26 protein-coding genes are annotated in these 24,825 nt (G+C 66.8%); 18 read left to right on the forward strand and 8 right to left on the reverse strand.

Going from position 1 to position 24,825, the window contains the following annotated elements; translation table 11 throughout:
- Positions 1-7: 7 nt before the first annotated feature.
- From G6N59_RS27170 to G6N59_RS27180, 3 genes are all read left to right on the forward strand, one after another.
- Positions 8-853: a siderophore-interacting protein gene (locus G6N59_RS27170; protein ID WP_138229999.1), complete on the forward strand. Its 846-nt coding sequence runs from the start codon at positions 8-10 to the stop codon at positions 851-853.
- A 72-nt stretch (positions 854-925) separates the two neighbouring features.
- Positions 926-2,089, forward strand: coding sequence for a lactate 2-monooxygenase (locus tag G6N59_RS27175; RefSeq protein ID WP_138230000.1), 1,164 nt, complete (start codon positions 926-928; stop codon positions 2,087-2,089).
- Positions 2,090-2,157: 68 nt separating this feature from the next.
- Complete coding sequence (locus G6N59_RS27180; protein WP_138230001.1) at positions 2,158-3,054, forward strand: tyrosine recombinase XerC; 897 nt, start codon at positions 2,158-2,160, stop codon at positions 3,052-3,054.
- A gap of 137 nt (positions 3,055-3,191) precedes the next feature.
- Here the strand turns inward: G6N59_RS27180 and G6N59_RS27185 are convergent, their stop codons facing one another.
- Positions 3,192-3,677, reverse strand: coding sequence for a M23 family metallopeptidase (locus G6N59_RS27185; protein ID WP_138230002.1), 486 nt, complete (start codon positions 3,675-3,677; stop codon positions 3,192-3,194).
- Positions 3,678-3,965: 288 nt separating this feature from the next.
- Here G6N59_RS27185 and rpsB point away from each other — a divergent pair, with 288 nt between their 5' ends.
- Both rpsB and tsf read left to right on the forward strand, forming a co-directional pair.
- Positions 3,966-4,799, forward strand: coding sequence for a 30S ribosomal protein S2 (gene rpsB, locus G6N59_RS27190; RefSeq protein WP_138230003.1), 834 nt, complete (start codon positions 3,966-3,968; stop codon positions 4,797-4,799).
- A gap of 1 nt (position 4,800) precedes the next feature.
- The gene (tsf, locus tag G6N59_RS27195) at positions 4,801-5,616 is read left to right on the forward strand and encodes a translation elongation factor Ts (RefSeq protein ID WP_138230004.1); all 816 of its coding nucleotides are present in this window, start codon (positions 4,801-4,803) and stop codon (positions 5,614-5,616) included.
- Between the two features lie 112 nt (positions 5,617-5,728).
- Here the strand turns inward: tsf and G6N59_RS27200 are convergent, their stop codons facing one another.
- On the reverse strand, positions 5,729-6,013 hold the full coding sequence (locus G6N59_RS27200; protein ID WP_234884174.1) for an FmdB family zinc ribbon protein: 285 nt from the start codon (positions 6,011-6,013) through the stop codon (positions 5,729-5,731).
- A gap of 126 nt (positions 6,014-6,139) precedes the next feature.
- Between G6N59_RS27200 and fmdA the strand changes: the two genes are divergently transcribed.
- The gene (gene fmdA, locus G6N59_RS27205; protein WP_138230005.1) at positions 6,140-7,393 is read left to right on the forward strand and encodes a formamidase; all 1,254 of its coding nucleotides are present in this window, start codon (positions 6,140-6,142) and stop codon (positions 7,391-7,393) included.
- Positions 7,394-7,470: 77 nt separating this feature from the next.
- Here the strand turns inward: fmdA and G6N59_RS27210 are convergent, their stop codons facing one another.
- Positions 7,471-7,929, reverse strand: a complete 459-nt coding sequence (locus tag G6N59_RS27210) for a MarR family winged helix-turn-helix transcriptional regulator (RefSeq protein ID WP_234884175.1) — start codon at positions 7,927-7,929, stop codon at positions 7,471-7,473.
- A gap of 158 nt (positions 7,930-8,087) precedes the next feature.
- Between G6N59_RS27210 and G6N59_RS27215 the strand changes: the two genes are divergently transcribed.
- Positions 8,088-9,182, forward strand: a complete 1,095-nt coding sequence (locus G6N59_RS27215) for a substrate-binding domain-containing protein (protein ID WP_170212380.1) — start codon at positions 8,088-8,090, stop codon at positions 9,180-9,182.
- Between the two features lie 50 nt (positions 9,183-9,232).
- On the opposite strand, the gene G6N59_RS27220 is transcribed toward G6N59_RS27215, so the two are convergent.
- Positions 9,233-10,966 (reverse strand): purine-cytosine permease family protein, encoded by a 1,734-nt coding sequence (locus G6N59_RS27220; protein WP_138230006.1) that lies wholly within the window; start codon positions 10,964-10,966, stop codon positions 9,233-9,235.
- Positions 10,967-11,269: 303 nt separating this feature from the next.
- Here G6N59_RS27220 and G6N59_RS27225 point away from each other — a divergent pair, with 303 nt between their 5' ends.
- The 4 genes from G6N59_RS27225 (at position 11,270) to G6N59_RS27240 (ending at position 15,125) form a co-directional block, all read left to right on the forward strand.
- A complete protein-coding gene (locus tag G6N59_RS27225) occupies positions 11,270-12,676 on the forward strand; it encodes an amidase (protein WP_138230007.1) in 1,407 nt (468 codons plus the stop codon).
- Positions 12,677-12,912: 236 nt separating this feature from the next.
- A complete protein-coding gene (locus G6N59_RS27230) occupies positions 12,913-13,494 on the forward strand; it encodes a hypothetical protein (protein ID WP_407665914.1) in 582 nt (193 codons plus the stop codon).
- A complete protein-coding gene (locus G6N59_RS27235; protein WP_138230008.1) occupies positions 13,494-14,657 on the forward strand; it encodes a glutathionylspermidine synthase family protein in 1,164 nt (387 codons plus the stop codon). The genes G6N59_RS27230 and G6N59_RS27235 overlap by 1 nt, the downstream gene beginning before the upstream one ends.
- An 18-nt stretch (positions 14,658-14,675) precedes the next feature.
- On the forward strand, positions 14,676-15,125 hold the full coding sequence (locus tag G6N59_RS27240) for a DUF350 domain-containing protein (RefSeq protein WP_138230009.1): 450 nt from the start codon (positions 14,676-14,678) through the stop codon (positions 15,123-15,125).
- Here the strand turns inward: G6N59_RS27240 and G6N59_RS27245 are convergent, their stop codons facing one another.
- Positions 15,126-15,554 (reverse strand): MarR family winged helix-turn-helix transcriptional regulator, encoded by a 429-nt coding sequence (locus G6N59_RS27245; RefSeq protein ID WP_138230010.1) that lies wholly within the window; start codon positions 15,552-15,554, stop codon positions 15,126-15,128.
- A 45-nt stretch (positions 15,555-15,599) separates the two neighbouring features.
- Between G6N59_RS27245 and G6N59_RS27250 the strand changes: the two genes are divergently transcribed.
- The 4 genes from G6N59_RS27250 to G6N59_RS27265 all read left to right on the forward strand — a co-directional run bounded on the left by G6N59_RS27250 (position 15,600) and on the right by G6N59_RS27265 (position 18,667).
- Positions 15,600-16,289 carry a class I SAM-dependent methyltransferase gene (locus G6N59_RS27250; protein ID WP_138230011.1) on the forward strand — a complete coding sequence of 230 codons (690 nt, stop codon included), beginning with the start codon at positions 15,600-15,602 and terminating at the stop codon, positions 16,287-16,289.
- 129 nt (positions 16,290-16,418) lie between these two features.
- Positions 16,419-17,219: a UMP kinase gene (gene pyrH / locus G6N59_RS27255; RefSeq protein WP_138230012.1), complete on the forward strand. Its 801-nt coding sequence runs from the start codon at positions 16,419-16,421 to the stop codon at positions 17,217-17,219.
- Positions 17,216-17,773 (forward strand): ribosome recycling factor, encoded by a 558-nt coding sequence (frr, locus tag G6N59_RS27260; protein WP_138230013.1) that lies wholly within the window; start codon positions 17,216-17,218, stop codon positions 17,771-17,773. Before pyrH ends, frr begins: the two co-directional genes overlap by 4 nt.
- 21 nt (positions 17,774-17,794) lie before the next feature.
- On the forward strand, positions 17,795-18,667 hold the full coding sequence (locus G6N59_RS27265; RefSeq protein WP_179970243.1) for a phosphatidate cytidylyltransferase: 873 nt from the start codon (positions 17,795-17,797) through the stop codon (positions 18,665-18,667).
- Here G6N59_RS27265 and G6N59_RS27270 read toward each other — a convergent pair.
- A complete protein-coding gene (locus tag G6N59_RS27270; RefSeq protein ID WP_138230015.1) occupies positions 18,558-19,523 on the reverse strand; it encodes a DMT family transporter in 966 nt (321 codons plus the stop codon). The genes G6N59_RS27265 and G6N59_RS27270 overlap by 110 nt on opposite strands.
- A gap of 82 nt (positions 19,524-19,605) precedes the next feature.
- Here G6N59_RS27270 and rlmN point away from each other — a divergent pair, with 82 nt between their 5' ends.
- Positions 19,606-20,730 (forward strand): dual-specificity RNA methyltransferase RlmN, encoded by a 1,125-nt coding sequence (gene rlmN / locus G6N59_RS27275; RefSeq protein WP_138230016.1) that lies wholly within the window; start codon positions 19,606-19,608, stop codon positions 20,728-20,730.
- A gap of 6 nt (positions 20,731-20,736) precedes the next feature.
- Here rlmN and G6N59_RS27280 read toward each other — a convergent pair whose 3' ends face one another.
- Both G6N59_RS27280 and G6N59_RS27285 read right to left on the reverse strand, forming a co-directional pair.
- Positions 20,737-21,276 (reverse strand): TetR/AcrR family transcriptional regulator, encoded by a 540-nt coding sequence (locus tag G6N59_RS27280; RefSeq protein ID WP_138230017.1) that lies wholly within the window; start codon positions 21,274-21,276, stop codon positions 20,737-20,739.
- Between the two features lie 25 nt (positions 21,277-21,301).
- Positions 21,302-22,642, reverse strand: coding sequence for a wax ester/triacylglycerol synthase domain-containing protein (locus G6N59_RS27285; protein WP_179970244.1), 1,341 nt, complete (start codon positions 22,640-22,642; stop codon positions 21,302-21,304).
- 147 nt (positions 22,643-22,789) lie between these two features.
- Between G6N59_RS27285 and G6N59_RS27290 the strand changes: the two genes are divergently transcribed.
- Together G6N59_RS27290 and G6N59_RS27295 are read left to right on the forward strand one after the other, a co-directional pair.
- Positions 22,790-23,167, forward strand: a complete 378-nt coding sequence (locus G6N59_RS27290) for an ArsR/SmtB family transcription factor (RefSeq protein WP_138230019.1) — start codon at positions 22,790-22,792, stop codon at positions 23,165-23,167.
- Positions 23,164-24,810 (forward strand): SulP family inorganic anion transporter, encoded by a 1,647-nt coding sequence (locus G6N59_RS27295; protein ID WP_138230020.1) that lies wholly within the window; start codon positions 23,164-23,166, stop codon positions 24,808-24,810. The genes G6N59_RS27290 and G6N59_RS27295 overlap by 4 nt, the downstream gene beginning before the upstream one ends.
- The last annotated feature ends 15 nt before the right edge of the window (positions 24,811-24,825 follow it).

Consider the following 24,825-nt stretch of genomic DNA (forward strand, 5'->3'; position numbering starts at 1 on the left):
TCGAGGCGTGGCAGGCCGTCCGATACATACCTTCGAAGTCCTACGCACCCAGCGCCTGACCCCGCACATGATTCGTGTTGTGTTCGGCGGCAACGGGTTCGACACCTTCAGTCCCAAGGAATTCACCGATTCCTACGTCAAATTCGTCATCGTGCCGGCGGGCGTCGAGGCGACCGGCCTCGCGCAGCCGCTGACCCTGGACAGCTTCGAGGAGCTGCCGGCCGACCAGCGGCCGACGGTGCGGACCTATACGGTGCGGCGCGTCGATGTGGAGCAGCGCGAACTCACCGTCGACTTCGTGGTGCACGGCGACACCGGCGTGGCCGGGCCGTGGGCGGCGTCGCTGGTTCCCGGTGACCCCGCGTATCTCATGGGGCCCAACGGGGCCTACAGCCCGAACCCTGACGCCGATTGGCACCTGCTGGCCGGTGACGAAGCGGGGCTGCCGGCGTTGAGCACCGCGCTGGAAGCGTTGCCGCAGGACGCGATCGGCCAGGCCTTCATCGAGGTCGAAGGACCCGACGACGAGCTGGACCTGACCGCGCCCGCGGGCGTGAAGGTCCAGTGGATCCACCGCGGCGGCCGCGCCGATCTGGTGCCCGACGACCACGCAGGCGACAACGCGCCGCTCATCGCGGCGGTCCGGGCGGCCGACTGGTGGCCCGGCCAGGTCCAGGTCTTCGTCCACGGCGAGGCCCAGACCGTCATGCACAACCTTCGTCCGTACCTGCGCAAGGAGCGTGGCGTCGGCGCCGAATGGGCGTCCATCTCCGGTTACTGGCGCCGCGGGCGCACCGAGGAGACCTTCCGGCAGTGGAAGGCCGAACTGGCCAAGACCGAAGCGCAGGCATAGGCCGGAAGTCGAAACGCAGGCCGCCGCAAGTGTGCGATCCTCAGCGGAAGTTGCAACAGAAGGGCAGGCCTGATGGCGTTCGGTGATTACCAACTCGAGATCTATCTGCAGGGGCTGGGCGGTGTCGTCCCGACGCTGCCGATGTCGTTCGCGGAACTCGAGGAGCGCGCCCAGGCCGCGATGCCGCCGTCGATCTGGTCGTACGTCGCGGGCGGCGCCGGCGATGAGCGGACGCAGCGCGTGAACGTCAGCGCCTTCGATCGCTGGGGCCTCATGCCCCGGATGCTGGTCGGGGCAACCGAGCGCGACCTGACCGTCGACCTGTTCGGCCTCACGCTGCCGTCCCCGCTGTTCCTGGCACCCATCGGGGTCATGGGTATCTGCTCGCGAGACGGCCACGGTGACCTGCATGCCGCTCGCGCCGCGGCCCAGACTGGCGTACCGATGATGGTCTCGACGCTCACCAGTGATCCGCTGGAGGACGTCGCGGCCGAATTCGGCGACACCCCAGGCTTTTTCCAGCTGTACACCCCGAAAGACCGGGAGCTGGCGGCCAGCCTGGTCAGTCGAGCCGAAGCCGCTGGGTACCAGGGCATCGTCGTCACCCTCGACACCTGGGTACCCGGCTGGCGCCCTCGCGACCTGTCGACGGCCAACTTCCCGCAGCTGCGTGGCCACTGCCTGTCCAACTACACCAGCGACCCGGTGTTCCGGGCCAAGCTGCCCGCGCCACCCGAGCAGAACCCGCAGGGCGTGGTGATGCAGTGGGTACAGGACTTCGGTAACCCGCTGACGTGGGACGACCTGCCATGGCTGCGGTCGCTGACGACGCTGCCGCTGTTGGTCAAGGGCATCTGTCACCCCGACGACGCGCGACGTGTCCGGGATGCCGGCTTCGACGGCATCTATTGCTCCAACCACGGCGGCCGGCAGGCCAACGGCGGGATCCCGGCCATCGACTGCCTGCCCGGCGTCGTCGCGGCGGCCGACGGTCTGCCAGTGCTGTTCGACTCCGGCGTCCGCACCGGCGCCGACGTGGTCAAGGCGCTGGCCCTGGGCGCGACCGCCGTCGGCATCGGCCGGCCATACGCCTACGGCATGGCACTGGCCGGGACCCCCGGCGTCGTTCATGTGCTGCGGTCCCTGCTGGCCGAGACCGACCTGATCATGGCCGTCGACGGCTACCGCTCGGTGGCCGAGCTGACGCCGGACGTCCTGCGCCGCGTCGACGTCTGAGGTCACAGCTCGGCCACCGACGGGTGGCGCGCCGGGCGGATCGGCGGTGGCTCTGCCAACGTAGGGGAGTGCACCAGGCAGTCCTCGACGAGTTCGATCAGTACCTCGAACTCGAATGCGGCCGCTCCGAGCACACCCGCCGCGCCTACCGGGGCGACCTGCGGTCGCTGGGGGAATTCCTCGGCGACGACACGGCCATCGCGGACCTGACCCTGCCGACACTGCGGTCCTGGCTCGCCGAACAGGCTGCCAACGGCGCAGCCCGGACGACGCTGTCCCGCCGGACGTCGGCAGTGAAGACCTTCACCGCATGGGCGGTGCGACGGGGTCTGCTCGAGACCGACCCAGCGGTTCGGCTGCAGACCCCGAAGGCCCGTCGGGCCCTGCCCTCCGTGCTCCGCCAGGACCAGGCCGCCGACGCGATGTCCGCGGCGAATTCGGGTGCGGAGCAGGGAGATCCGATGGCCCTGCGGGACCGGCTGATCGTCGAGATGCTGTACGCCACCGGTATACGCGTCAGTGAGCTGTGCGGGCTGGACATCGACGACGTCGACCAGAGCCGCCGCGTGCTGCGGGTACTGGGTAAAGGCGACAAGCAGCGCACCGTGCCGTTCGGTGAGCCGGCGTTCAAGGCGCTGAGGACTTGGCTGTCGGACGGCCGCCCCGCGGTGGCGGTCGCCACGTCGGGTCCGGCGCTGCTGCTCGGCGCGCGTGGACGACGTCTCGATCCCCGGCAGGCGCGGACCGTCGTGCACCAGACCATCTCCGCCGTCGACGGGGCCCCCGACATCGGGCCGCACGGGCTGCGGCACAGTGCGGCGACTCATCTGTTGGAGGGCGGCGCGGATCTGCGCGTCGTGCAGGAGCTGCTGGGACATTCGTCGCTCGCGACCACTCAGCTCTACACCCATGTGACAGTGGCGCGGCTGCGCGCCGTGCACGACCAGGCCCATCCCCGCGCCTGACTCAATTTCGCCGAGCGTGCGTGTTTGCGCACGACATGCCGTGTCGTCCGCGCAGCTTCGTCGCGTTGGCGGCTGTCGAATGTGCGCATTGTGTCCGCTCCTGGCGGCGTGTCGCGCGCGAACACGCACGCTCGCGGTTATTGACGGAGCGGCTTCAGCCGGATCGGGGTGGCGGCGAGCAGGCCCAGGGGATCGACGTAGTCGGCTTTGGCCGACGCACCCCACATCGTGCCCCAATGCAGGCAGCCGGCGCACCCAGCGTGGCCGGCCACCAGCGTGCCGAGCGGCGAACCCGCAGCGACGACGGCGCCCGGTCGCACCGCCGCACGGACAGGCTCGTAGCTGGTCCGTAGCCCACCCGGATGCGCCACCGATACCACCGGCCGGCCTGCGAGTTCCGCGGCGAACACCACGGTGCCCGGGGCCGCCGCGTACACGGTCTGGCCGACAGCACCCGCGAGGTCGACGCCGCGATGCCCGCGCTGCCAGTTCGGTTGCGGCGCGTCGAAGGTGCGCACGACGGCCGGGCGCGGCCGCAGCGGCCAGTCCAGCCGGCCGTCGGCGGCGTGCGCCACGCCGGTCGAGCAGGCGGTGATGAGCGCCACGAGCAGACCAATCCGCATCACCCCAGTTCAGCGCTCCGTCGGCTGCTTCGGTACCCCGCGAACCCCGATCTGTGGATAACCGGCGCGCTGTGGACAAAAGCACCCCTGGGCAGCGTGTAAACTTCCACCTGCAATCCGCATTCGTGGGTTGACTTCGCGCGCCTGCACAGCGGCTCGATCTCGGGTCGCGATCGCATGCCGGGCGGTCCCATCTCGGACAACCGAGTTGGGTCCGGCACGCAGCAGACGCCAGGGTCCGGTATCACCCGATATCGGACGACAACCGAAAACAAGTGAGGCACAAACATGGCCGTAGTGACCATGCGGCAGCTGCTGGATAGCGGCGCGCACTTCGGGCACCAGACCCGTCGCTGGAACCCCAAGATGAAGCGGTTCATCTTCACCGACCGCAACGGCATCTACATCATCGACCTGCAGCAGACGCTGACCTACATCGACAAGGCGTACGAGTTCGTCAAGGAGACCGTCGCCCACGGTGGGACCGTCCTGTTCGTCGGCACCAAGAAGCAGGCGCAGGAATCCATCGCTGACGAGGCCACCCGCGTCGGCATGCCCTATGTGAACCAGCGCTGGCTGGGCGGCATGCTCACCAACTTCTCGACCGTCCACAAGCGCCTGCAGCGCCTGAAGGAACTCGAGTCGATGGAGCAGACCGGTGGCTTCGAGGGTCGTACCAAGAAGGAAATCCTCATGCTCACGCGTGAGAAGAACAAGCTCGAGCGCAGCCTCGGCGGTATCCGCGACATGCAGAAGGTTCCGTCGGCCATCTGGGTCGTCGACACCAACAAGGAGCACCTGGCCGTCAGTGAGGCCATCAAGCTCGGCATCCCGGTCCTCGCGATCCTGGACACCAACTGCGACCCCGACCAGGTCAACTACCCGATCCCGGGTAACGACGACGCGATCCGCAGCGCCGCGCTGCTGACCAAGGTCATCGCTTCCGCGGTTGCCGAGGGTCTGCAGGCCCGCTCGGGCGCCAAGACCGAGGCCGAAGGCGCCGAGCCGCTCGCCGAGTGGGAGCAGGAACTGCTCGCGGGCGCCACGGCAGGAACCGAGGCTGTGACGTCTCCGGCGGATTCTCCGGGGGCCGCCACCGAAACCACCACCACAGAAAGCTGAGATGGCTAACTACACCGCTGCTGACGTAAAGCGACTGCGGGAGCTCACCGGCTCCGGCATGCTCGACTGCAAGAACGCACTGGTTGAGACCGAGGGTGACTTCGACAAGGCCGTCGAGGTCCTGCGCATCAAGGGTGCCAAGGATGTCGGCAAGCGCGCTGAGCGCGCCACCGCCGAGGGCCTGGTCGCCGCCAAGGACGGCGCCCTGATCGAGCTGAACTCCGAGACCGACTTCGTCGCCAAGAACGCCGAATTCCAGGCTCTCGCGGATCAGATCCTCACCGCTGCCGTCGCGGCCAAGGCCAACGACGTGGAGACCCTCAAGGCCGCCACGGTCGACGGCACCACCGTCGAGCAGCTGGTCGCGGACCTGTCCGCCAAGATCGGCGAGAAGCTCGAACTGCGCCGGGTCGCCTACTTCGACGGCACCGTCGAGACCTACCTGCACAAGCGCGCCGCGGACCTGCCGCCGGCCGTGGGTGTGCTGGTCGAGTACAACGGCGCTTCGGAAGAGGCCGCTCACGCGGTCGCGCTGCAGATCGCCGCGCTGAAGGCCAAGTACCTCACCCGTGAGGACGTGCCCGCCGACCTGGTCGCCAACGAGCGTCGCATCGCCGAGGAGACCGCCAAGGAAGAGGGCAAGCCCGAGGCCGCGCTGCCGAAGATCGTCGAAGGCCGCGTCACCGGCTTCTACAAGGACGTCGTGCTGCTCGACCAGCCGTCGGTGTCCGACAACAAGAAGTCCGTGAAGGCCCTGCTGGACGAGGCCGGCGTCACCGTGACCCGCTTCGTGCGGTTCGAGGTCGGCCAGCAGTAAAAAACCTGGGCGGCACACCACAACTGTTTGACGGCTCGCCGTCGCCGCTCACTGACAAAACCCCGCGCACAATCCGGCGATCCCGGAGTGCGCGGGGTTTTGCTTTCTCCGGCTAGGGCCGGGGGAGCTTGCGGTGCAAGGGATTCGCGGTCACCTGTGCGCGGCGGCGGCTCGACGGCAGGCTGCGGACGACGTCCGGGCTGTCTGCCGTCGAGCGGGTGGCATCTTGTGCCCGCATGCCCGGCGTATTGCCGGCACCGAGGGCAGGCGCTCCTATTCGGCGCTTGGCCGGGCCGCTGCAGCTCGGACACGGGGTGTCGTCGGGCGCGGTCGCCATCGAATGCTGTTGGGTGAAATCCGGGCAACCCCGACCACACCGGAATACGTAGGTAGGCACCACGACACCATAAGCCCTCTCCGGCAACGTCATCCGGATGTAACTTGCCCGATCCGCAGACGAGACACCCTCATTATTGAATACTTCCATTCGGAAGCAAGTGTGTGTGTCGCTACGGAGGTCAATGTGCCCGAATTGCTGTTCCCCTTGGATTCGACGAAGAAGTTCACCGACCAACAGCTGGTCGGCCACAACCGATGGCACCCAGATATCCCGCCGGCCGTCACCGTCAAGCCGGGGGACAGCTTCCGGGCGCATTGCCGGGAGTGGTTCGACGGCGCCATCCACAACGACGATTCGGCGGAGGACATCCTCAATGCGCCGCTCAAGGGCGTGCACTGCCTGTCCGGGCCATTCGCGATCGAAGGCGCCGAGCCGGGCGACCTGCTGATCGTCGACATCCTCGATGTCGGGCCCATTCCGCAGGAGGACTCAGGGCCGCTGGCCGGGCAGGGTTGGGGGTACACCGGAATCTTCGCCAAGCAGAACGGCGGCGGGTTCCTCACCGATCAGTTCCCTGACGCCTACAAGGCCATCTGGGACTTCTCCGGGCAGCAGGCGACCTCACGGCATGTGCCCAGGGTGAAATACACGGGCATCGTGCATCCCGGTCTGATGGGCACCGCGCCGTCGGCGGCGCTGCTGGCCAAGTGGAATGCCCGAGAGGGTGCGTTGATCGCCACCGATCCCGACCGCGTGCCGCCGCTGGCGTTGCCGCCCGAGCCGCAGGACGCGATCCTCGGTTCGTTGCGCGGTGACGCCTTCGCGAAGGCGGCCGCCGAGGCCGCCCGGACCGCGCCGCCCCGCGAGAACGGCGGCAACCAGGACATCAAGAACCTCACCAAGGGCAGTCGGGTGTTCTACCCGGTGTTCGTTCCCGGTGCGAATCTGTCGTTCGGTGATCTGCACTTCTCGCAGGGCGACGGTGAGATCACGTTCTGTGGGGCGATCGAGATGGGCGGATTCATGGATCTGCACGTGGATCTGATCAAGGGCGGCATGGACACCTACGGGGTGCATGAGAACGCGATCTTCATGCCGGGCAACACCGACCCGCAGTACTCGGAATGGCTGGCCTTTTCCGGGACCTCGGTGACCCTCGACGGCGAGCAGAAGTACCTCGACGCGGACCTGGCCTACCAGCGAGCATGTCTGCACGCCATCGACTACCTGACGAAATTCGGGTACAGCCCGGAGCAGGCATATCTGTTGCTCGGTTCCGCCCCGATCGAAGGACGGCTCTCCGGAGTGGTGGATATCCCGAATTCCTGTGCGACGGTGTACATTCCGACGGCCATCTTCGACTTCCCGGTGGCACCGTCGGCCTCCGGGCCGTACCAGATCGATCCTGGCATGGGTGCGCCACACGCCAGCTTCTGATGCCGCAATAGACAGCCAGTCCCTCGATTTCGTCGGGGGACTGGCTGTTCGGCGGGTGCTGCGGTCAGCCGCGGCGGTCAGCCGAGAAAGTCGGCCGGGGAGCCTGGACGCTGTAGCGTGCTCAGTAATTCGGTCAGCGCTTCTGGCTGCAGGGACGTCGACGAGCACAGCGCGGCCAGCGGTTCGGACTTGCCCAGGCGCTCTCGAATCTGGCGGTAGAGTGCACCGCCGCGTCGGGTCTGGTAGACCAGCACCCGTCGGCGATCGACCACATCGGCCTTGCGCAGCACCAGATTGTCGTCGACCATTCCATCGATGAGTCGGGTCAGGCTCGGACCGGGCAGCAGGGTCACCTCGGCCAGCGCCGTCATCGGCTTTCCGACGCCGCCTTCGAGCGTGGCGAGCACGTGCCACTGTCGCACCGTCAAACCGGCCAGATGGTCGGTCACGACGCGGTCGAGTTCGAAGGCGACCGACTTCACCAATCGAGCGAGTTCCTCGATCGTGTCGGCACGGGCGCCGGGCTTCATGTCCATGGTGCCGCCAAGCCTACCGTGGTGAGAGCTTTCGGCTTGCCGTGAAACAGTGGTGATCGGCAGGTATGTTCAGAATGAATTCTGGTCACCCGGGTGATGGACGTCGTGGTCGTCGCGATTGGCGTGGCGGAGCCGGCCCGGTGTCCCAAGGCGAGGTGATGGTGGATCCGAATCCTGCGACGGTCCCCGTGCGCGCCGACCGGGATGTGGTCGATATCGCCCTCGTGGTGCCGTTGAGCGGTCCGGCCGGGATGTTCGGGCCTTCGTGCGAGGCAAGCGCCGAGCTGGCTGCCGAGGACATCAACGCGGCCGGTGGCATCCTGGACCGCCCGGTTCGGATTCATCCGGTCGACGCCGGGGCGCCGTTGAGCGATCTGGCGGACCAACTGGGCCGCCTGGTGACCGAGCAGCGGATCGACGCGGTCGTGGGGTGGCACCTGTCGAATGCGCGGCGCGTCATCACCCCGCAGACGGCCGGACGCGTGCCCTACGTGTACACCACGTTCTATGAGGGCGGAGAGAGCACCGACGGTGTGTACATGGTGGGGGAAACGCCTGAGCAGCAACTGTTTCCGGCGTTGTCGTGGTTGCGTGAGAACCTCGGGCTGAAGCGCTGGTGCATCGTCGGCAACGACTACATCTGGCCGCGGCAGACCGCCCGGGTGACCAAGGAATACATGTGGCGGTCCGGCATCGACTTCGTCGGTGAGGCTTTCGTCCCATTGGGCGGACGCGATTTCGGGCCCATGCTCGATGTCATCGGCAGCTCGCGGGTCGACGGGGTGCTGGTGTTGATGGTGGGTGCGGACAACGCGGCGTTCAACCGGGCGTTCGCCCGGGCCGGTCTGGACCAGGGTGTCGTGCGACTGTCGTTGATGATCGGTGAGGATGTGTTGTGTGCCAGCGGAAGTGGGGCGACCACCGGCTTGTACACCGCGTGCGGCTATTTCGAGAGCCTGCCCACCGAGGTGAACATGGGATTCGGCTCGCACTACGTGCAACGGTTCGGCGGTGCGGCCCCTGCGCTCAACAACATCGGTGAATCCTGTTACGAGGGACTGTTGTTGTTGACGGCATTGGCGCAGACGGCCGGCAGTCTGGAGGTCGCCGCGATCGACCGGGCGCGCTCCAACGTCGCCTACCAGGGGCCGCGCGGCGAGGTCGTCATGCATGGTGCTCATACGCGTCAACCCGTGTACCTCGCCAGCGCCGATCAACTTGAATTCGATGTCATCGTCGAGCTGACGTCATGACCGACTGCCATGGCCCCGTCCGGCGGTACGGGCGGGGCCATGGCGGTTCGTCAGCTCGATTGCGGTGCCGTCGCTGTCTTCAGTTGGTCCGCGCTCGCCGAGTCGGTGTATCCGTCTTTCTTGCACATGTCATGGCAGTCCTTTGTCAGCGTGCAGGTCAGTGAGGAGACGGTGCCGTGATGAAAAGGGCAGTCGTGCACCATATCCGGTAGCTCGTACCGCTTCTGGTCGACGACGTCCAGCAGTGTCTGTCCGGCCCACAGCGGCTCCTTCTCGATCTCCTCGCGAAGCGGATTAGGCCGCGCCAGGTAGTACTTGCCCTTGGTCGCGATGCAGATCACCGGCGACAGCACGAACGCCAATGTCAGCGCGAGGTAGGGCGACCAGGCCGCCAGGAAGTCACCGAAGGCGTGGTAGAAGGCCAAGATCGAGAACACCGAACCCACCAGCATGGAGACGAAGCCCACCGGATTGATGCTGTAGAGATAGGCGCGCTTGAACTCGACGTACGACGGGCTGAGTTTGAGCAGCGGCTTGTTGATCACCAGGTCGGCGACGATGGCACCGACCCAGGCGATCGCGACATTGGAGTAGAAACCCAGGATGGTGTTGAGCACGGCGAACATGTTGCTGAGCATCAGTGCCAACGCGATGGCGATGTGCAGGCCGAGGTACACCACCCTGCCGGGGTGCACGTGCAGGATGCGGCTGAAGAAGTTCGACCAGGACAACGAGCCCGAGTACGCGTTGGTGACGTTGATCTTCACCTGCGACAGCAGCACCATCAGAGTGGCGAGGGCAAGCGCGGCGACGTCGTTGTGGATGACCGAGCCGAAGCCGCCGAGGAACTGCTCGATGGGTTCGGTAGCGGCTGTGAAACCGACCTTCCCCGCGACGTAGAAGGCCAGGAAGGCGCCGCAAATCTGTTTGGCCGCACCGAGGATGACCCATCCCGGTCCGGCGGCGAGTACCGCACCCCACCACCGCAATGGCGGTGTTTCCGACTTCTCTGGCATGAAGCGCAGATAGTCGACCTGTTCACCAATCTGGGCGATGAGGGACAGCGCGACGCCGGCCCCGGCGCCCACTCCGATAGCGGTAACCCGTTCGCTCCCGCCGTCACCCGCCCAGCTCAGAAATCCGTGGAAGCCTGCGGGATCCGCGGTCGCGATGAAGGCGATCGGGGCCACGAACAGGATCAGCCACAACGGCTGCGTCCAGACCTGGAACTTGGCCAGGGCGGTCATGCCGTAGAGCACCAGCGGGATGATGATCAGTGAGCCGATGATGTAGCCGAGCGCCAACGGGATGCCGAACGCCAACTTCATCGCCTGCGCCATGATCGAGCCTTCGAGCGCGAAGAAGATGAAGCAGAAGCTGGCGTAGATCAGGCTGGTCAGAGTCGATCCGAAGTATCCGAAACCCGCTCCGCGCGTGAGCAGATCCATGTCGATGTTGTATTTGGCGGCGTAATAGGCGATCGGGATGCCGGTGAGAAAGATGGTGACGGCGGCGACCAGGATTGCCACGACTGCGCTGGCCGCGCCGTGGGTGACGGCGATGGAGGCGCCGATGGAGTAGTCGGCGAGGTAGGCGATGCCGCCCAACGCCGCCACGGCGCACGCCATGGGTGACCATTTGCGAAAAGACTTGGGCGCGTACCGAAGTGAGAAGTCCTCGATGGTGTCCTGGCCGGCCCAGGCGACGAAGCGGGACCACGGGCCGGCGTGTGCCCCGGCCATCGGGTTGCCCTGAACTTCGTCTAGGGATTGCTCGGTTGTCATGAAGCAGTTCCTGTCGAATCCGTCGTAATCGCCAGTGATGCAACGCATCAGGCAAGCAGGTCAGATTCGGGCGCCGATGACCGGACCGGTCCGCGACCTGCAACAGCCGGGTCGGACGAAAGCTAACATCAGTTACTTCCATATGGCACTAGTCCAAATGGAACGTTACGCGCGGGAAACTATGTGTTTACACGGCGCGGGGCAATGGCGGGTAAGTCGGTGTCCGGACTCACAACGTGAAATCTCGGAGTAAGCCGCGGGAGGACCCTGGGCAACCGTGGTACCGCTTGGTACCGTGGCGCCATGACGCGCATCAGCACATTCGGTGACGACGCCCTCGGTGATCTCGACGCGGTCGGTGTGGCCGACGCGATCCGCAGTGGTGCGGTGTCAGCAGCCGAGGCGGTGCGGGCGGCGATCGCCCGGACCGAGAAGGCGCAGCCCGAGCTGGGCGGCATGGCCTATGCAGCCTTCGAGCAGGCAGTCGAAAAGGCCAGCGCACCAAGGCCGTTCGGAGGATTCTTCGACGGCGTGCCGACATTCATCAAGGACAACGTCGCGGTCCGGGGCTGGCCGACCATGCAGGGCGCCGACGCCTGGGCGCCCCGGCCGATGCCGGCCGACGGGGAGTGGGCACGCCTGTACCTGTCAACGGGGCTGGTGGCGCTCGGCAAGACGCAGATGTCCGAGTTCGGATTCAGCGCGTCGGCTGAACACCCCCGCCTCGGCCCGGTACGGAACCCGTGGGATACCACGGTGACCGCGGGTGCGTCATCGTCCGGGTCGGGCGCGTTCGTCGCGGCCGGCGTGGTGCCCATCGCGCACGCCAACGACGGCGGCGGGTCCATCCGAATCCCGGCATCCTGCAACGGATTGGTCGGCCTCAAGCCCACGCGCGGGCGGCTGCCGCTGGACCGGGAAACCCGAATGCCGCTGCAGATCGTCGCCAACGGCGTTCTCACCCGCAGCGTCCGGGACACCGCGGCGTTCTACCGGGAGGCCGAGCGTGTCTTCCGCAATCCGAAACTGCCGGCGATCGGCGACATCACCGCGCCGGGGCGGACCCGGCTGCGCATCGCGGTGTGCACCAGCTCGATCGGCCGTGACGCCAGCCCCGAGATTCGAGAGCTGACCATGAAGACGGCCGCCCGGCTGGAAGAGCTCGGCCACCGCGTCACCGAGATCGGCAACCCGGCACCGGAACGGTTCCGGGACGACTTCGTGCTCTACTGGGCCTTCCTGGCGTTTGCCTTGGTCCGGGGCGGGAAACACACGTTCGGCCCGAGCTTCGACCGCACCCGGTTGGACAACCTGACCCTGGGTCTGGAGCGCATGGCCGCCCGCAACCTGCATCGGGTGCCGGGCGCCATCGCCCGCCTGGCCGCGTCGCGCCGTATCCCGGCGCGCTTGGCCCGGGACTACGACGTGGTGCTCACTCCCACTCTCAGTGAAGTCACGCCACCCATCGGCCATCTGGACCCGACTGGCGACTACGACCAGGTGATGTCGCGGCTGATCGACTGGGTCGGCTTCACGCCGCTGCAGAACGCCAGTGGGGCACCGGCTGTTTCGCTGCCGCTGGCCCAGTCCGCCGCGGGACTGCCGGTCGGCATGATGTTCGGGGCTGCGGCAGGCCAGGAGGCCACGCTGCTCGCACTGGCCTTCGAGCTGGAGCAGGCGATCGGCTGGCCGTCGCTCGCGGCACGTTGACGCGGCGCTGAGGGCGCCGGCCACCGCGCTGATCTTTGCGGCACGGACGCAGAGTCAACTGCAGCTTTGCGAGGCAGCCACGCTTATGCTGTCCCACAGGTTGCGTCCAATTGGGGGTGTGCATGACTGTCGGGCCCGAGAACGGGGCGCAGGGACAGCCGTGGCGAGCGTCGGCTGACGGTGCGGGGCCTGACCAGGCCCCGGGGTCCGAGCCGAGCTTCACGCCGGAACCCCAGCTGAATCCCGATCTGGAATTTCAGCCGAGTCCGGGGCCGGAGGCCCCCCACGGCTCCGTTCGCTGGCAGGACCCGGCCACGGCCCAGCCACGCCAGCCGAGCGTCGCCGAGGCGCGGGCCAGAGACAAAGCGCAGCGGGCGCGTGAGGCTGCGGAGAAGATCGAGGCGCTGAAGCAGGAGAAGGCCCGCAAGCGCGCGGCCACCGGCAAGAAGGTACTGATCGGTTCGGCGGTCGGCGTCGGTGTGGTGGCGGTCGTCGCGGCCGGCTATGCGATCTTCCACGACGATGACCAGATGAGTGCCAGCTGCGTCAAGGACGGCACCAACGAGGTAGTCCCGGACAGCTATTGCGACAGCGGGCGCAGTTCGGGCGGCAGCACGTTCTTCTATGCCGGCTCGTCCTACCGGTACTACTACGGCGGCTCCAACAGCGGTATCGGCACCATCGCGCACGGTGGCACCCTGACCCTGCCGAAAGGCACTACGGCCACAACGAAATCCGGCACGTCCATTTCGAAAGGCGGCTCGTCGATATCGCGCGGCGGCTTCGGCTCGTCGAGTCATGGAAGCTCGGGTAGCTGATGCGGCGCGAACGCAGCACCCCGCGGCCGGGGTGGCAGCAGATCATCGCCAAACAGGGCATGTGTTTCGACACGCCCGCCACCGACGCGCGCGGCAATGCCCGCCCGTATTGGGATGAGTCGGTGCACTACGTGTTCGACATGGACGAAGTGCTCTCGATCGAGGCGTCGGTCGAGGTGCTGCACTCGATGTGTCTGGACGCGGTCGAGCAGGTGGTGCTGACCGAGCGCTACCGCGACTTCGGACTGCCGGAGTGGAGCTGGCCGCATATCGAAAAGTCTTGGCGGCGAAGCGATCCGCACCTGTACGGCCGCTTCGACCTGCGCTACGACGGCCGTCGGCCCCCGGTGCTGCTGGAGTACAACGCCGACACCCCGACGTCGCTGTTGGAGGCGTCGATCCTGCAGTGGTACTGGAAGACCGACGTCTTTCCGAACGACGACCAGTGGAACTCGCTGCACGAGAAGCTGGTGGAGCGGTGGAAGGAAATCCGGGATCGGTTGCCCGGCAACGAAACCCACTTCACCTGGTCGTCCGCCGACTCCAGCGGTGAGGACAACGTGACGCTGGCCTATCTGCAGGAGTGCGCCGCCGAGGCCGGGCTGCACACCGTCGGCCTGGCCATCGAGGAGCTGGGCTGGGACCGGGACCTGCTGCGGTTCGTCGACCTGGAAGAGGCACCCATCTCGACGCTGTTCAAGCTCTACCCGTGGGAATGGGTGCTCGACGACGAATTCGGCCGCTACGCAGTCGAATCCCTGCCAGAAACCATGTGGGTCGAGCCGCTGTGGAAGTCGCTGCTGAGCAACAAGGCGATCCTGGCGGTGCTGTGGGAGATGTACCCGGGACACCCGAACCTGTTGCCGGCCTATGTCGATGACCCGCACGAGTTGACCGAATACGTGCGAAAGCCCAAGTTGGGGCGCGAGGGGGCGAACGTCACGATCGTCGGCGCCGGGTTCGAGACGCAGACCGGCGGCGTCTACGGCGAGGAGGGGTACGTCTACCAATTGCTCGACCCGCTACCGCAATTCGACGATATGCGTCCCGCTCTCGGTGCGTGGATCGTCGGCGACGAATCAGCCGGACTCGGTATCCGGGAGACCTCGGGTCTGGTTACCGACAACGGCGCAGCCTTTGTGCCCCACCGCATCCCGCAGTGACCGGAAGGAACGAACTTCATGACCATCACCGCTCTGGGTACCGACTATTGGTCGGTCGTCGGGCACGGCGCCACGGCCATCGCGATGTACGCCATCGTCGGCGTCGCGCTGATGATCCTCGGCTTCTTCGTGATCGACTGGACCACGCCCGGACCGCTCCGTGATCTGGTGCGTACCGGACACCCCAACGCGGCGGCGGTGGCGGCCTCGGGCGTGGTGTCGATGGCCTTCATCGTGGTGCTGGCGATCTACAGCTCGTCCGGCGATCTGACGGGCGGGCTCATCAAGACAGTGGCGTTCGGCTTGGTCGGCATTGCGGCGCAGGCGCTTTCGGTTCGGCTGATCGGCTTCGTCAAGGGCCTCGACATCGGCGACATGCTCGCAGAGCAGAAGTTCACCCCGGTCGTGCTCGATGTCGCGGCCTCGTACCTGGCCGTCGGTCTGATCGTCGCCGCGGCGATCCTGTGATCAGTCGGGCGGCAACAGGCTGATCAGCGTGCGGCGGAACTGGTGGCGCTCACCGTCCGTCAGGCCCGCCAACAGGGCGTCGTCCGCGGCGCGGATGCCGGCGACGGTCTTGCTCAGCAGGGTGCGGCCGGCCCGGGTCAGTTCGGTGGGCCGCGACCGTCCGGCCGCGACGGTCGACGGTCGCGTGATGAGTTCGCGATCCTGGAGCGCGCGCACCACGATGTTCATGGCTTGCGGTGACACCCCGATGAAGCGCGCCATCTCGGCGTTGGACATGCCGGGCCGGTTGTCGACGATGCGCAGGCACACGAACTGCGGGAACGTCAGGCCCACTGGTTCGAGAACGTCGGCTGTGATGTTGCTGCGCAGCGCGGTGGCGATGCGGTTCAGCAGGTAGCCCAGGGGAGCGTCCTCAACGTCGTCGAACATGTCAACTATATTGACATATATCAATACCGTTGATAAACCGGACGTATGACCGGATCAACTGATGAAATGTTCGAAGCCGCATACCGTGGTGCGGCCCCCGCGATGGGAGCCCGCCCGCCGTGGAGCATCGGAGTGCCGCAACCCGAGATCGCTGCGCTGATCGACGCCGGCAAGGTGCACGGCGACGTGCTCGACGCTGGATGTGGCGAAGCCGCCACCGCGATCTACCTGGCCGAGCATGGCTTCACGACGGTGGGCCTGGACCAGTCGCCGACCGCCATCGAACTGGCCCGCGCCGAAGCTGCCCGCCGCGGCGCGCACAGCGCCAGCTTCGAGGTCGCCGACATCAGTGACTTCACCGGATACGACGGTCGCTTCGGCACCATCATCGACAGCACGCTGTTCCATTCCATGCCGGTCGAGCTCCGCGACGGCTATCAGCGCTCGATCGTGCGGGCCGCCGCTCCCGGCGCCACCTACATCGTTCTCGTCTTCGACCGCGGCGGTATGCCCGCCGGCCCGGCCAATCCGGTGACCGAAGACGAGCTGCGTGACGTGGTCGGCAAGTACTGGGTGATCGACGACATTTCACCGGCCCGCATCCACGGCAACATGCCCGAGGGCTTCGGCGCACCCGGAACGCCCGGCGCCGGTTTCGCCGACGTCGATGTCAGGGACGAGCCGACCGGACTCAAGTCGGTTCGCGCCTGGCTGTTGCAGGCGCACCTGGGATAGCCGGCCCGAGGGGCCGGGTCCATCCATCGGGTTCCACCCTCCTTGCCTCCGGCCCGATCGTCATGAGGCAGGATGGAGCCGCTGCCGATCGCCGGGGCAGCTGTGACGTGTGGGGACCGAAGGAGTCTGATGGCCAGCCCAGACAACGAGGCAGACAACGGTGGCCAGGGTGTGATCCAGGCGGGCTATACCCGAGTACTGCTCAAGCTCGGTGGCGAGATGTTCGGCGGTGGTGCGGTGGGTCTGGACCCCGACGTCGTGGCTCTCGTCGCCCGGCAGATCGCCGAGGTGGTGCGCAGCGGTGTACAGGTTGCCGTGGTCATCGGCGGCGGCAACTTCTTCCGCGGCGCGCAGCTGCAGCAGCGCGGTATGGAGCGGACCCGCAGTGACTACATGGGCATGCTCGGCACCGTGATGAACAGCCTTGCGCTGCAAGACTTCCTGGAGAAGGAAGGCATCGATACCCGCGTGCAGACCGCCATCACCATGGGGCAGGTCGCCGAACCGTACATCCCACTGCGGGCGCGTCGGCACCTGGAGAAGGGGCGCGTCGTCATCTTCGGCGCCGGCATGGGGCTGCCTTACTTCTCCACCGACACCACCGCTGCACAGCGCGCGCTGGAGATCGGTGCCGAGGTGGTGCTGATGGCCAAGGCTGTCGACGGTGTGTTCACCGCGGACCCGCGTGAGGTGCCCGACGCCCAGATGATCACCACCATCACCCATCGTGAGGTGTTGGAACGCGATCTGAAGGTCGCAGATGCCACCGCGTTCAGCCTGTGCATGGACAATGGCATGCCGATGCTGGTCTTCAATCTGCTGACCGAAGGCAACATCGCGCGGGCGGTCGCGGGTGAGAAGATCGGAACGTTGGTCGCCAGCTCGAGCTGGATGGCCGGGCGAGCGGGAGCGACGGGAGATAACAAGTGATCGAGGAAACCCTCTTCGATGCCGAAGAGAAGATGGACAAGGCCGTCGCGGTGGCACGTGACGACCTGGCGTCGATCCGCACCGGCCGGGCCAATCCAGGCATGTTCAACCGGATCAACATCGAGTACTACGGCTCGATGACGCCCATCACCCAGCTGGCGAGCATCAATGTCCCCGAGGCGCGCCTGGTGGTCATCAAGCCCTACGAGGCCAACCAACTGAAGGCCATCGAGGACTCCATCCGGAACTCGGACCTCGGTGTCAACCCGAGCAACGACGGCAGCGTCATCCGCATCTCCATTCCGCAGCTGACCGAGGAACGCCGCAAGGAACTCGTCAAACAGGCCAAGGGCAAGGGCGAGGACGCCAAGGTCTCGGTGCGAAACATCCGTCGTAAGGCGATGGACGAGCTGTCCCGGATCAAGAAGGACGGCGAGGCCGGCGAGGACGAGGTCGCGCGCGCCGAGAAGGATCTGGACAAGACCACCGCCACCTACACCGCTCAGATCGACGACCTGGTGAAGCACAAGGAAGGCGAGCTGCTGGAGGTCTAGCACCTCCCAGCCGTGACTTTCGTGACCACCGACACCGCCCCGCCCGGGGAGCCCAAGAAGACCTCGCGCGCCGGCCGCAACCTGCCCGCGGCCATCTCCGTCGGCGTTGTCCTCGGCGGCACCGTCATCGCGACGTTGTTGTGGGCTCCGCAGCTGTGGGTGGCGCTGGTGGCTCTCGCCGTCGCCTTGGCCACCCATGAAGTGGTGCGGCGGCTGCGTGAGGGCGGCTACGCCGTCCCGGTGATTCCGCTGTTGATCGGTGGCCAGGCGATGATCTGGCTGACCTGGCCGTACCGGGAAGCCGGTGCGCTCGGTGCGTTCGGTGCGACGGTGGCGTTGTGCATGATCTGGCGGCTGTTGTCGGGCGGTCTGAAAGCCGCACCGGTCCACTACACGCGCGACGTCTCGGTGACGATCTTCCTGGCCGCCTGGGTGCCGCTGTTCGGCGCCTTCACGGCGCTGCTGATCTACCCCAACCAGGGCGGCTACCACGAAGGCGCCATGCAGGTGTTCTGCATGATGCTGGGCGTCGTGGCCTCCGACATCGGCGGCTACACGGCCGGCGTGCTGTTCGGCAAGCATCCGATGGTGCCGGCGATCAGCCCGAAGAAGTCCTGGGAGGGCTTCAGTGGGTCGCTGCTGTTCAGCATCATCGTCTCGGTGCTGTCGGTGCACTTCCTGGCCGACCGGCCGCTGTGGGTCGGCGTGCCGCTCGGCATCATGCTCGTCATCACCGGCACCCTGGGTGACCTGGTCGAATCGCAGGTCAAGCGCGACCTCGGGATCAAGGACATGGGCACTCTGCTGCCTGGTCACGGCGGTCTGATGGACCGGATCGACTCGATTCTGCCGTCTGCAGTGGCGGCGTGGCTGGTGCTGGAGGTGCTGGCCTGACGGTCCGCGCCACAGCGCGCGAGTTGAGCCAGCAGGCCAGGGCGCCGAGCACGAGGCCGACCACCACACCGAGGTCGGGCCGCTGGCCCAGCAGCAGCCAGGACAACACGCCCGCAATCGCGGGGATCACGGCGAACAGCATGGCCACCGCGGCGGCGCCGTAGCGGTCGATGGCCCGCACGTACAGCGTCATGCACAGGGTGGCGTTGAGCAGCACCACGGCGCCGACCGCCAAGACGGCGGTGTGCAAGTTGGTCACGGTCCAGGGCATGACGGCGGCCAGGATCGCCACCGGGATCAACGACGCCGCGTTCTGCAGCGCCGCGGTGGCGCGGAAATCCACGCCGCGGCAGAACCGCTGCTGGTAGACGCCGCCCGAGGCCAGCGCCAGCAGCGAGACGACCAGCAGCACGATCACCGCGTCGACCCCGCCGACCATGAGTAGTCGCTGGGCACACGCCGCGAGCACCGCCAGCGCGCCCAGGACCAGCGCGGCGACGCGCATGACCGTCAGTCGTTCACCCAGGAACACGGCAGCGAGCAGGGCGGTGGCGACGGGGTTCATCGAGATGACCACGGCGCCCAACACCGCCGGGGCGCCGTGCATCAGCGCCAGATACAAGCAGATGAATTGCACGGCCTGGGTGAGCAGACCACTGATGACGACGTGCACCAGCCGGGTGCCAGTGGGCCATTTCACACGCGCGGCCAGTGCCCATGTGGTCAGGATGGCCGCTGCCAGGCCGAACCGGAACACCAGTGTCGCCATGGGTGTGAGGGCCGAAACGGCAAGGGCGCCAATGGGATAACCCAACGCGTAGACGAAGGCCAGGAGTGACGCGGGACGGGGCGGCATGGGGCCATGGTGAGCGGTCGCCGGCCTGAGGTCCAATGATTTTCGTCTGTCGGGTCTGGTCGATGCGATACTGGAGCCCGTTATGGCCGTTTCCCTTCCTCTGGTTTTCGATGCGCCGCGGCGCGGTATGCCGCCGCGCCACCTGGCCGACCTCGATGCCGACGGCCGCGTCTCAGCCGTCGCCGAGCTCGGATTGCCCAAATTCCGGGCCAAGCAGCTGGCCAACCAGTACTACGGCCGCCTCATTGCCGATCCGCAGGAGATGACGGATCTGCCCGCCGCGGTGCGGACACAGGTGGCTGATGCGCTGTTCCCCGAACTGATCACCCCGGCCCGTCAGGTGCAGTGCGATGCGGGGGAGACCCGCAAGACGCTGTGGCGTGCGGTGGACGGTACGACGTTCGAGTCGGTGCTGATGCGCTATCCGCAGCGCAACACGGTCTGCATCTCGTCGCAGGCGGGTTGCGGCATGGCGTGCCCGTTCTGTGCCACCGGCCAAGGCGGTCTGAAGCGGAATCTCTCGACCGCCGAGATCCTGGAGCAGGTGCGTGCCGCGTCGGCGGCATTACGAAACGAACACTTCGGTGGAATTGCCGGCACCGTCGGCGGTGGCCGGCTGTCCAACATCGTCTTCATGGGTATGGGGGAGCCGCTGGCCAACTACAACCGCGTGGTGGCGGCTGTGCGCCGGATCACCGCGGCACCGCCGGACGGCTTCGGGATCGGCGCCCGGTCGGTGACGGTCTCGACCGTCGGCCTGGCCCCGGCGATCCGCAAGCTCGCCGACGAGAAGCTGGGCGTCACGCTGGCCTTGTCGCTGCACACCCCGGACGACGAACTGCGCGACACCCTGGTGCCGGTGAACAACCGGTGGAAGGTTTCCGAAGTCCTCGACGCCGCACGGTATTACGCCGACGTGAGCGGTCGGCGGGTGTCGGTGGAGTACGCGCTGATCCGCGATGTCAACGATCAGCCTTGGCGGGCCGACCTTTTGGGCAAGAAGCTGCACAGAGCGCTCGGTCCGCTGGTGCATGTGAACCTGATTCCGTTGAACCCCACCCCGGGCAGCGAGTGGGACGCGAGCCCGAAACCTGTCGAGCGCGAATTCGTGCGCCGGGTGCAGGCGGCCGGCGTGTCATGCACGGTGCGGGATACCCGAGGGCGTGAAATCGCCGCTGCCTGTGGGCAATTGGCGGCCGAGGGCTGAGCCGGGCTAGCGCAGGCCGACGGCGTGGCGCAGCTGTGCCAGCAACTGCTCGGTGTCGTCGCTCGGGACGAGGTAGTGCGACACCGCGATCCGGATGGCGGTCGCGGCCTTCAATTCGGCGTTCGGTCCCGAGAGCAGCTTCTGCAACCGGCTCCGCATGATCGGCACGACGTTGGGCAGCTGTGCCAGCACGGCCTCGGGCTCGATGTCGATGACTCGCACCCCGGAGTAGGTCTTCTGATACTGCACGATGAATCGCAGTGCGGCATCGAGCTTTTCGTTGCCCCGCAGCCCTTCGGTGGCGGCTGTCATGCCGTCGACGAACAAGTCGCGCTCGTACCGCCCGAACGACTCGAGCAGGGCCTCCTTGGAGGCGAACCAGCGGTACAGAGTCGGGCGTGAGACGCCGGCCTGCGTCGCGACCTCGGACAGGCTGAGCTTGGTTTGTCCCTGACGGGCAAGCACTTCCGCCGTCGCCACCAGGATGCGGCTGGGGGTCGAGGCGTCCTCGACTGAGCCGTTCTGGGCGCTCGCGGTACTGTCCACGAAACCGATGGTACTACTCGGTAACTTAGTCGACGGTTCCGGTGAGGCCGAGCTCGTCCAGCGCCTTTCGGGTGGAATCTGCCAGTGCCGCTTTGGTGTTCGATTCGCCCGGTTCCCATGCGGTGACCGTCACGATGATCGACGTCGGTGTCTGGCACAACACCAGGAACAGGTGACCGTTCAGCCGCTCGAGGTCCACCGGCGTCAGTCCCGGCTCGACCAGACGGGCGTGGAAGTTGTCGGCGTCGGTGCCGTCGGGCCGGTTGAACGCGGCGGGGAACAGGCCGAGGTTCGAGCAGCCGATGGGCTTGCCGACCTTGAGCACCATCTTCTCCAGGCGTCGGACCGCGAACTTCGGCACCAGCGGAGTGAGCGGAAGCGGCGTCAGCATCATCCGGGTCCACTCGTCGACACCGGCCAATTCGCGCTTGATGTCACCCCGCAACTCGCTCAGGTCGGTGCTGACCTTCTCGGGGTCGGCCATCACGGTGATGGTGCTCAGCGCGTTGCCCCGGGTGTCACCTTCGGTGCGGATGTTGACCGGGAACGAGAGCATGGCCCGGCCGTCGTCGCCCAACCGTCCCACGACCTGACCGACCTGTGCGGCCAGCGCGGCGAACATGACATTGCTGGTGCCGCCGAGCGCTTTCGCGCGCTGGTGCCACTCCTCGATCTCGATATGGGCGGTGACGAAGGGCGGCGTCACCGGCGTGGTGATCCCGCTCGAGACGGGTGCCTTCACCGATTTGGCGGACGCGGCCAGGTCACCCTTCTGGTCACGGGCGATCTTCACGGCCCCGACCACCGCCTTGAACCAACTGGGTACCGAGCGCACCGTCTGGCGGAGGTCTTCGCGCAGCGCCTGGCGCCGGCTCCGGGTGCCGGGCGCTGGGTAGCCGAGGTCGCGGGGTTCGCCATTGACTGCTTCGGTGACGGCTTCGGTGACGGCCAGGCCGTCACCGACGGTGTGTGACGCCACGAGCGACACGGCCGCGCCGCCGCCTTCGAGCGGCTGCACTCCGAGGTGCCACGGCGGGCCGTATTCGGGGTCGACCGGAATGTATGCGCGTTCGTTGATCCAGTCGTTCAGCTCGGCGACAGGCCGCGTCTCGGTGGCGATGTCGAGATCGAGCGGTCCGGTCGAGCGGACCCACCGGTGCCGTCCGAACGGCAGCGGCGACCGTTCGATCCGGCGGCCCAGTAGGCCGCCGGATCCCAAGTTGCGGTGTAGCCGGCGCAATCCATCGAGGTCAACCGGATGTTCGTAGATCCAGGTGTACTGGATGAGCGGACCGCGGCCCAGTGCCCGTAAGCCGGTGAACGAGGCTTGATCGCCCAGGTCGATCGTGTTGTCGGCGACGGTCATGTCGCGAATGTTACCCAGCCCACAATTTTCTGCTACGCGAGCCCGTGGGTTATCTGGGCGGCCGCCGATCTCGTGAATCTGTTCGATGGGCGAGACGCGCTATGATGGATTGCGAATTTCATCAATCCATCAATTGGGAGTGCCGCAATGGTCGACAGTGTGCTCGATGGCCCCGAACGGCCGCTGTATGAGATCAAGGCGAACCTCTTCAAAGCGCTGGCGCATCCAGCCCGCATCAGAGTGCTGGAGATTTTGTCGACCTCCGACGGCCCGACTCCGGTGAGCGACATCCTCGCGGCCAGCGATATCGAACCGACACTGCTCTCACAGCATCTGGCCGTGCTCAAACGTCATCACGTGGTCAGCGGGTACCGGGCCGGCAACGCGGTGTACTACACGCTGGCGCACCCGAAGATCGCTGAGCTGCTGCTCATCGCACGCACCTTCCTCGCCGATACCCTTGCCGCCCAACGTGATCAGCTCGACGTCGTCGACTCACTGCCGCCGATCGGCACCAGCCGATGACGACTGTCGTCGGCGGCCGCATTGCTCACTTCGCTCGGTTGCTGCCGTCCCGCAAGGACTATGCCGGCCTCAGCCGTTCGTGGCGGCGTGATGTCCTCGCCGGCGTTACAGTCGGGGTGGTGGCCTTGCCCCTCGCGTTGGCGTTCGGAATCAGTTCGGGTGTCGGCGCGGCGGCCGGGCTGGTCACCGCGGTCGTCGCGGGATTGGTGGCCGCGGTATTCGGCGGCTCGCACGTGCAGGTGTCGGGGCCGACCGGGGCCATGACGGTGGTGCTCGCGCCGATCGTGGCCCAGTACGGACTGGGCAGCGTCGCCGCGGTCACCATCCTGGCCGGAGTCATCGTCGTGGTGGCAGGCGTCACCGGCGTCGGGCGCGCGGTGACGTTCATCCCGTGGCCCGTGATCGAGGGCTTCACCCTGGGTATTGCCGTCATCATCTTTCTGCAGCAGGTCCCGGCCGCGTTCGGGCAGTCGGTACCAGCCGGAAGGTCTCCGCTGGCTGCCGCGGGTGTGGTTGTCTCGCACATCGAGATGGGCGTGGCGCGGCCGGCGCTCCTCGTCACGGCACTGGTGGCGGCGCTGATGATCGGGCTGCCCCGGCTGCACCCCGCGGTGCCCGCGTCGTTGGTGGCAGTCGTGGTGGCGACCGCGGTGGTAGCGGGTACCGGATCGAGCGCGAATCGGATCGGGACGCTGCCGTCGCGGTTGCCCGCACCCGTGTGGCCACACGCCGATTTGACGGTCCTGCACTCCCTGTTCGGCGCGGCACTGGCGATCGCGGCGCTGGCCGCCATCGAGTCGCTGCTGTCGGCGCGGGTGGCGGCGACGATGTCCTCGACCGGCCCTTACGACCCCAACCGGGAACTGGTGGGACAGGGACTGGCTTCGGTCGCCTCCGGGTTGTTCGGCGGCATGCCGGCCACCGGAGCCATAGCCCGCACCGCCGTCAATGTGCGCTCGGGTGCACGGACCCGCGTCGCGGCGATCGTGCACTCGGTCGTGCTCCTCGCCGTGGTGTATCTGATCAGCCGATTGGTCGGGACGATCCCGCTGGCGGCGCTCTCGGCGGTGTTGATGGTGACGGCGTGCCGGATGATCGCACCGCAGACGGTCGCGCGGATTCTTCGGTCCACGCGTTCAGACGCGGTGACGTTTCTGCTGACCGTCACCGTCACCGTCTGTTTCGATCTGATTCAAGCCGTCGAGATCGGTATTGCGGCCACGGCGTTGTTCGCGTTGCGTGCGCTGGCCCAACGCAGCAGCGTCACGCGCGAGGACCTGCCGGGGCCATACCTGCCCGGCGACGAGCGCATCGCCTTGCTGCGGCTCGACGGCGCCATGTTCTTCGGTGCGGCCGAACGGATTTCAACCGCGATCACCGATGGCAACCATCCCGACACGTCGGTCGTCATCATTCGGCTGTCTCAGCTCGGCATGCTCGACGCCACCGGTGCGCACACCCTGACCCAGATCGTCGAAGACCTTGAGGCGCAGGGAATCACGGTGATCATCAAAGGCGTCCGGCCCGAACATCGCGATCTCCTCGCCGGTGTCGGCATCATCGACTCCTTGCGGCATGAGAACCACCTGATCGACACGCTGGACGATGCCATCGCCCATGCCCGCAGCCACGCCGTCAAGTAACGCCCAGCTAGGCAA

The sequence above is a fragment of the Mycolicibacterium aubagnense genome, from assembly GCF_010730955.1.
Classification (GTDB): domain Bacteria; phylum Actinomycetota; class Actinomycetes; order Mycobacteriales; family Mycobacteriaceae; genus Mycobacterium; species Mycobacterium aubagnense.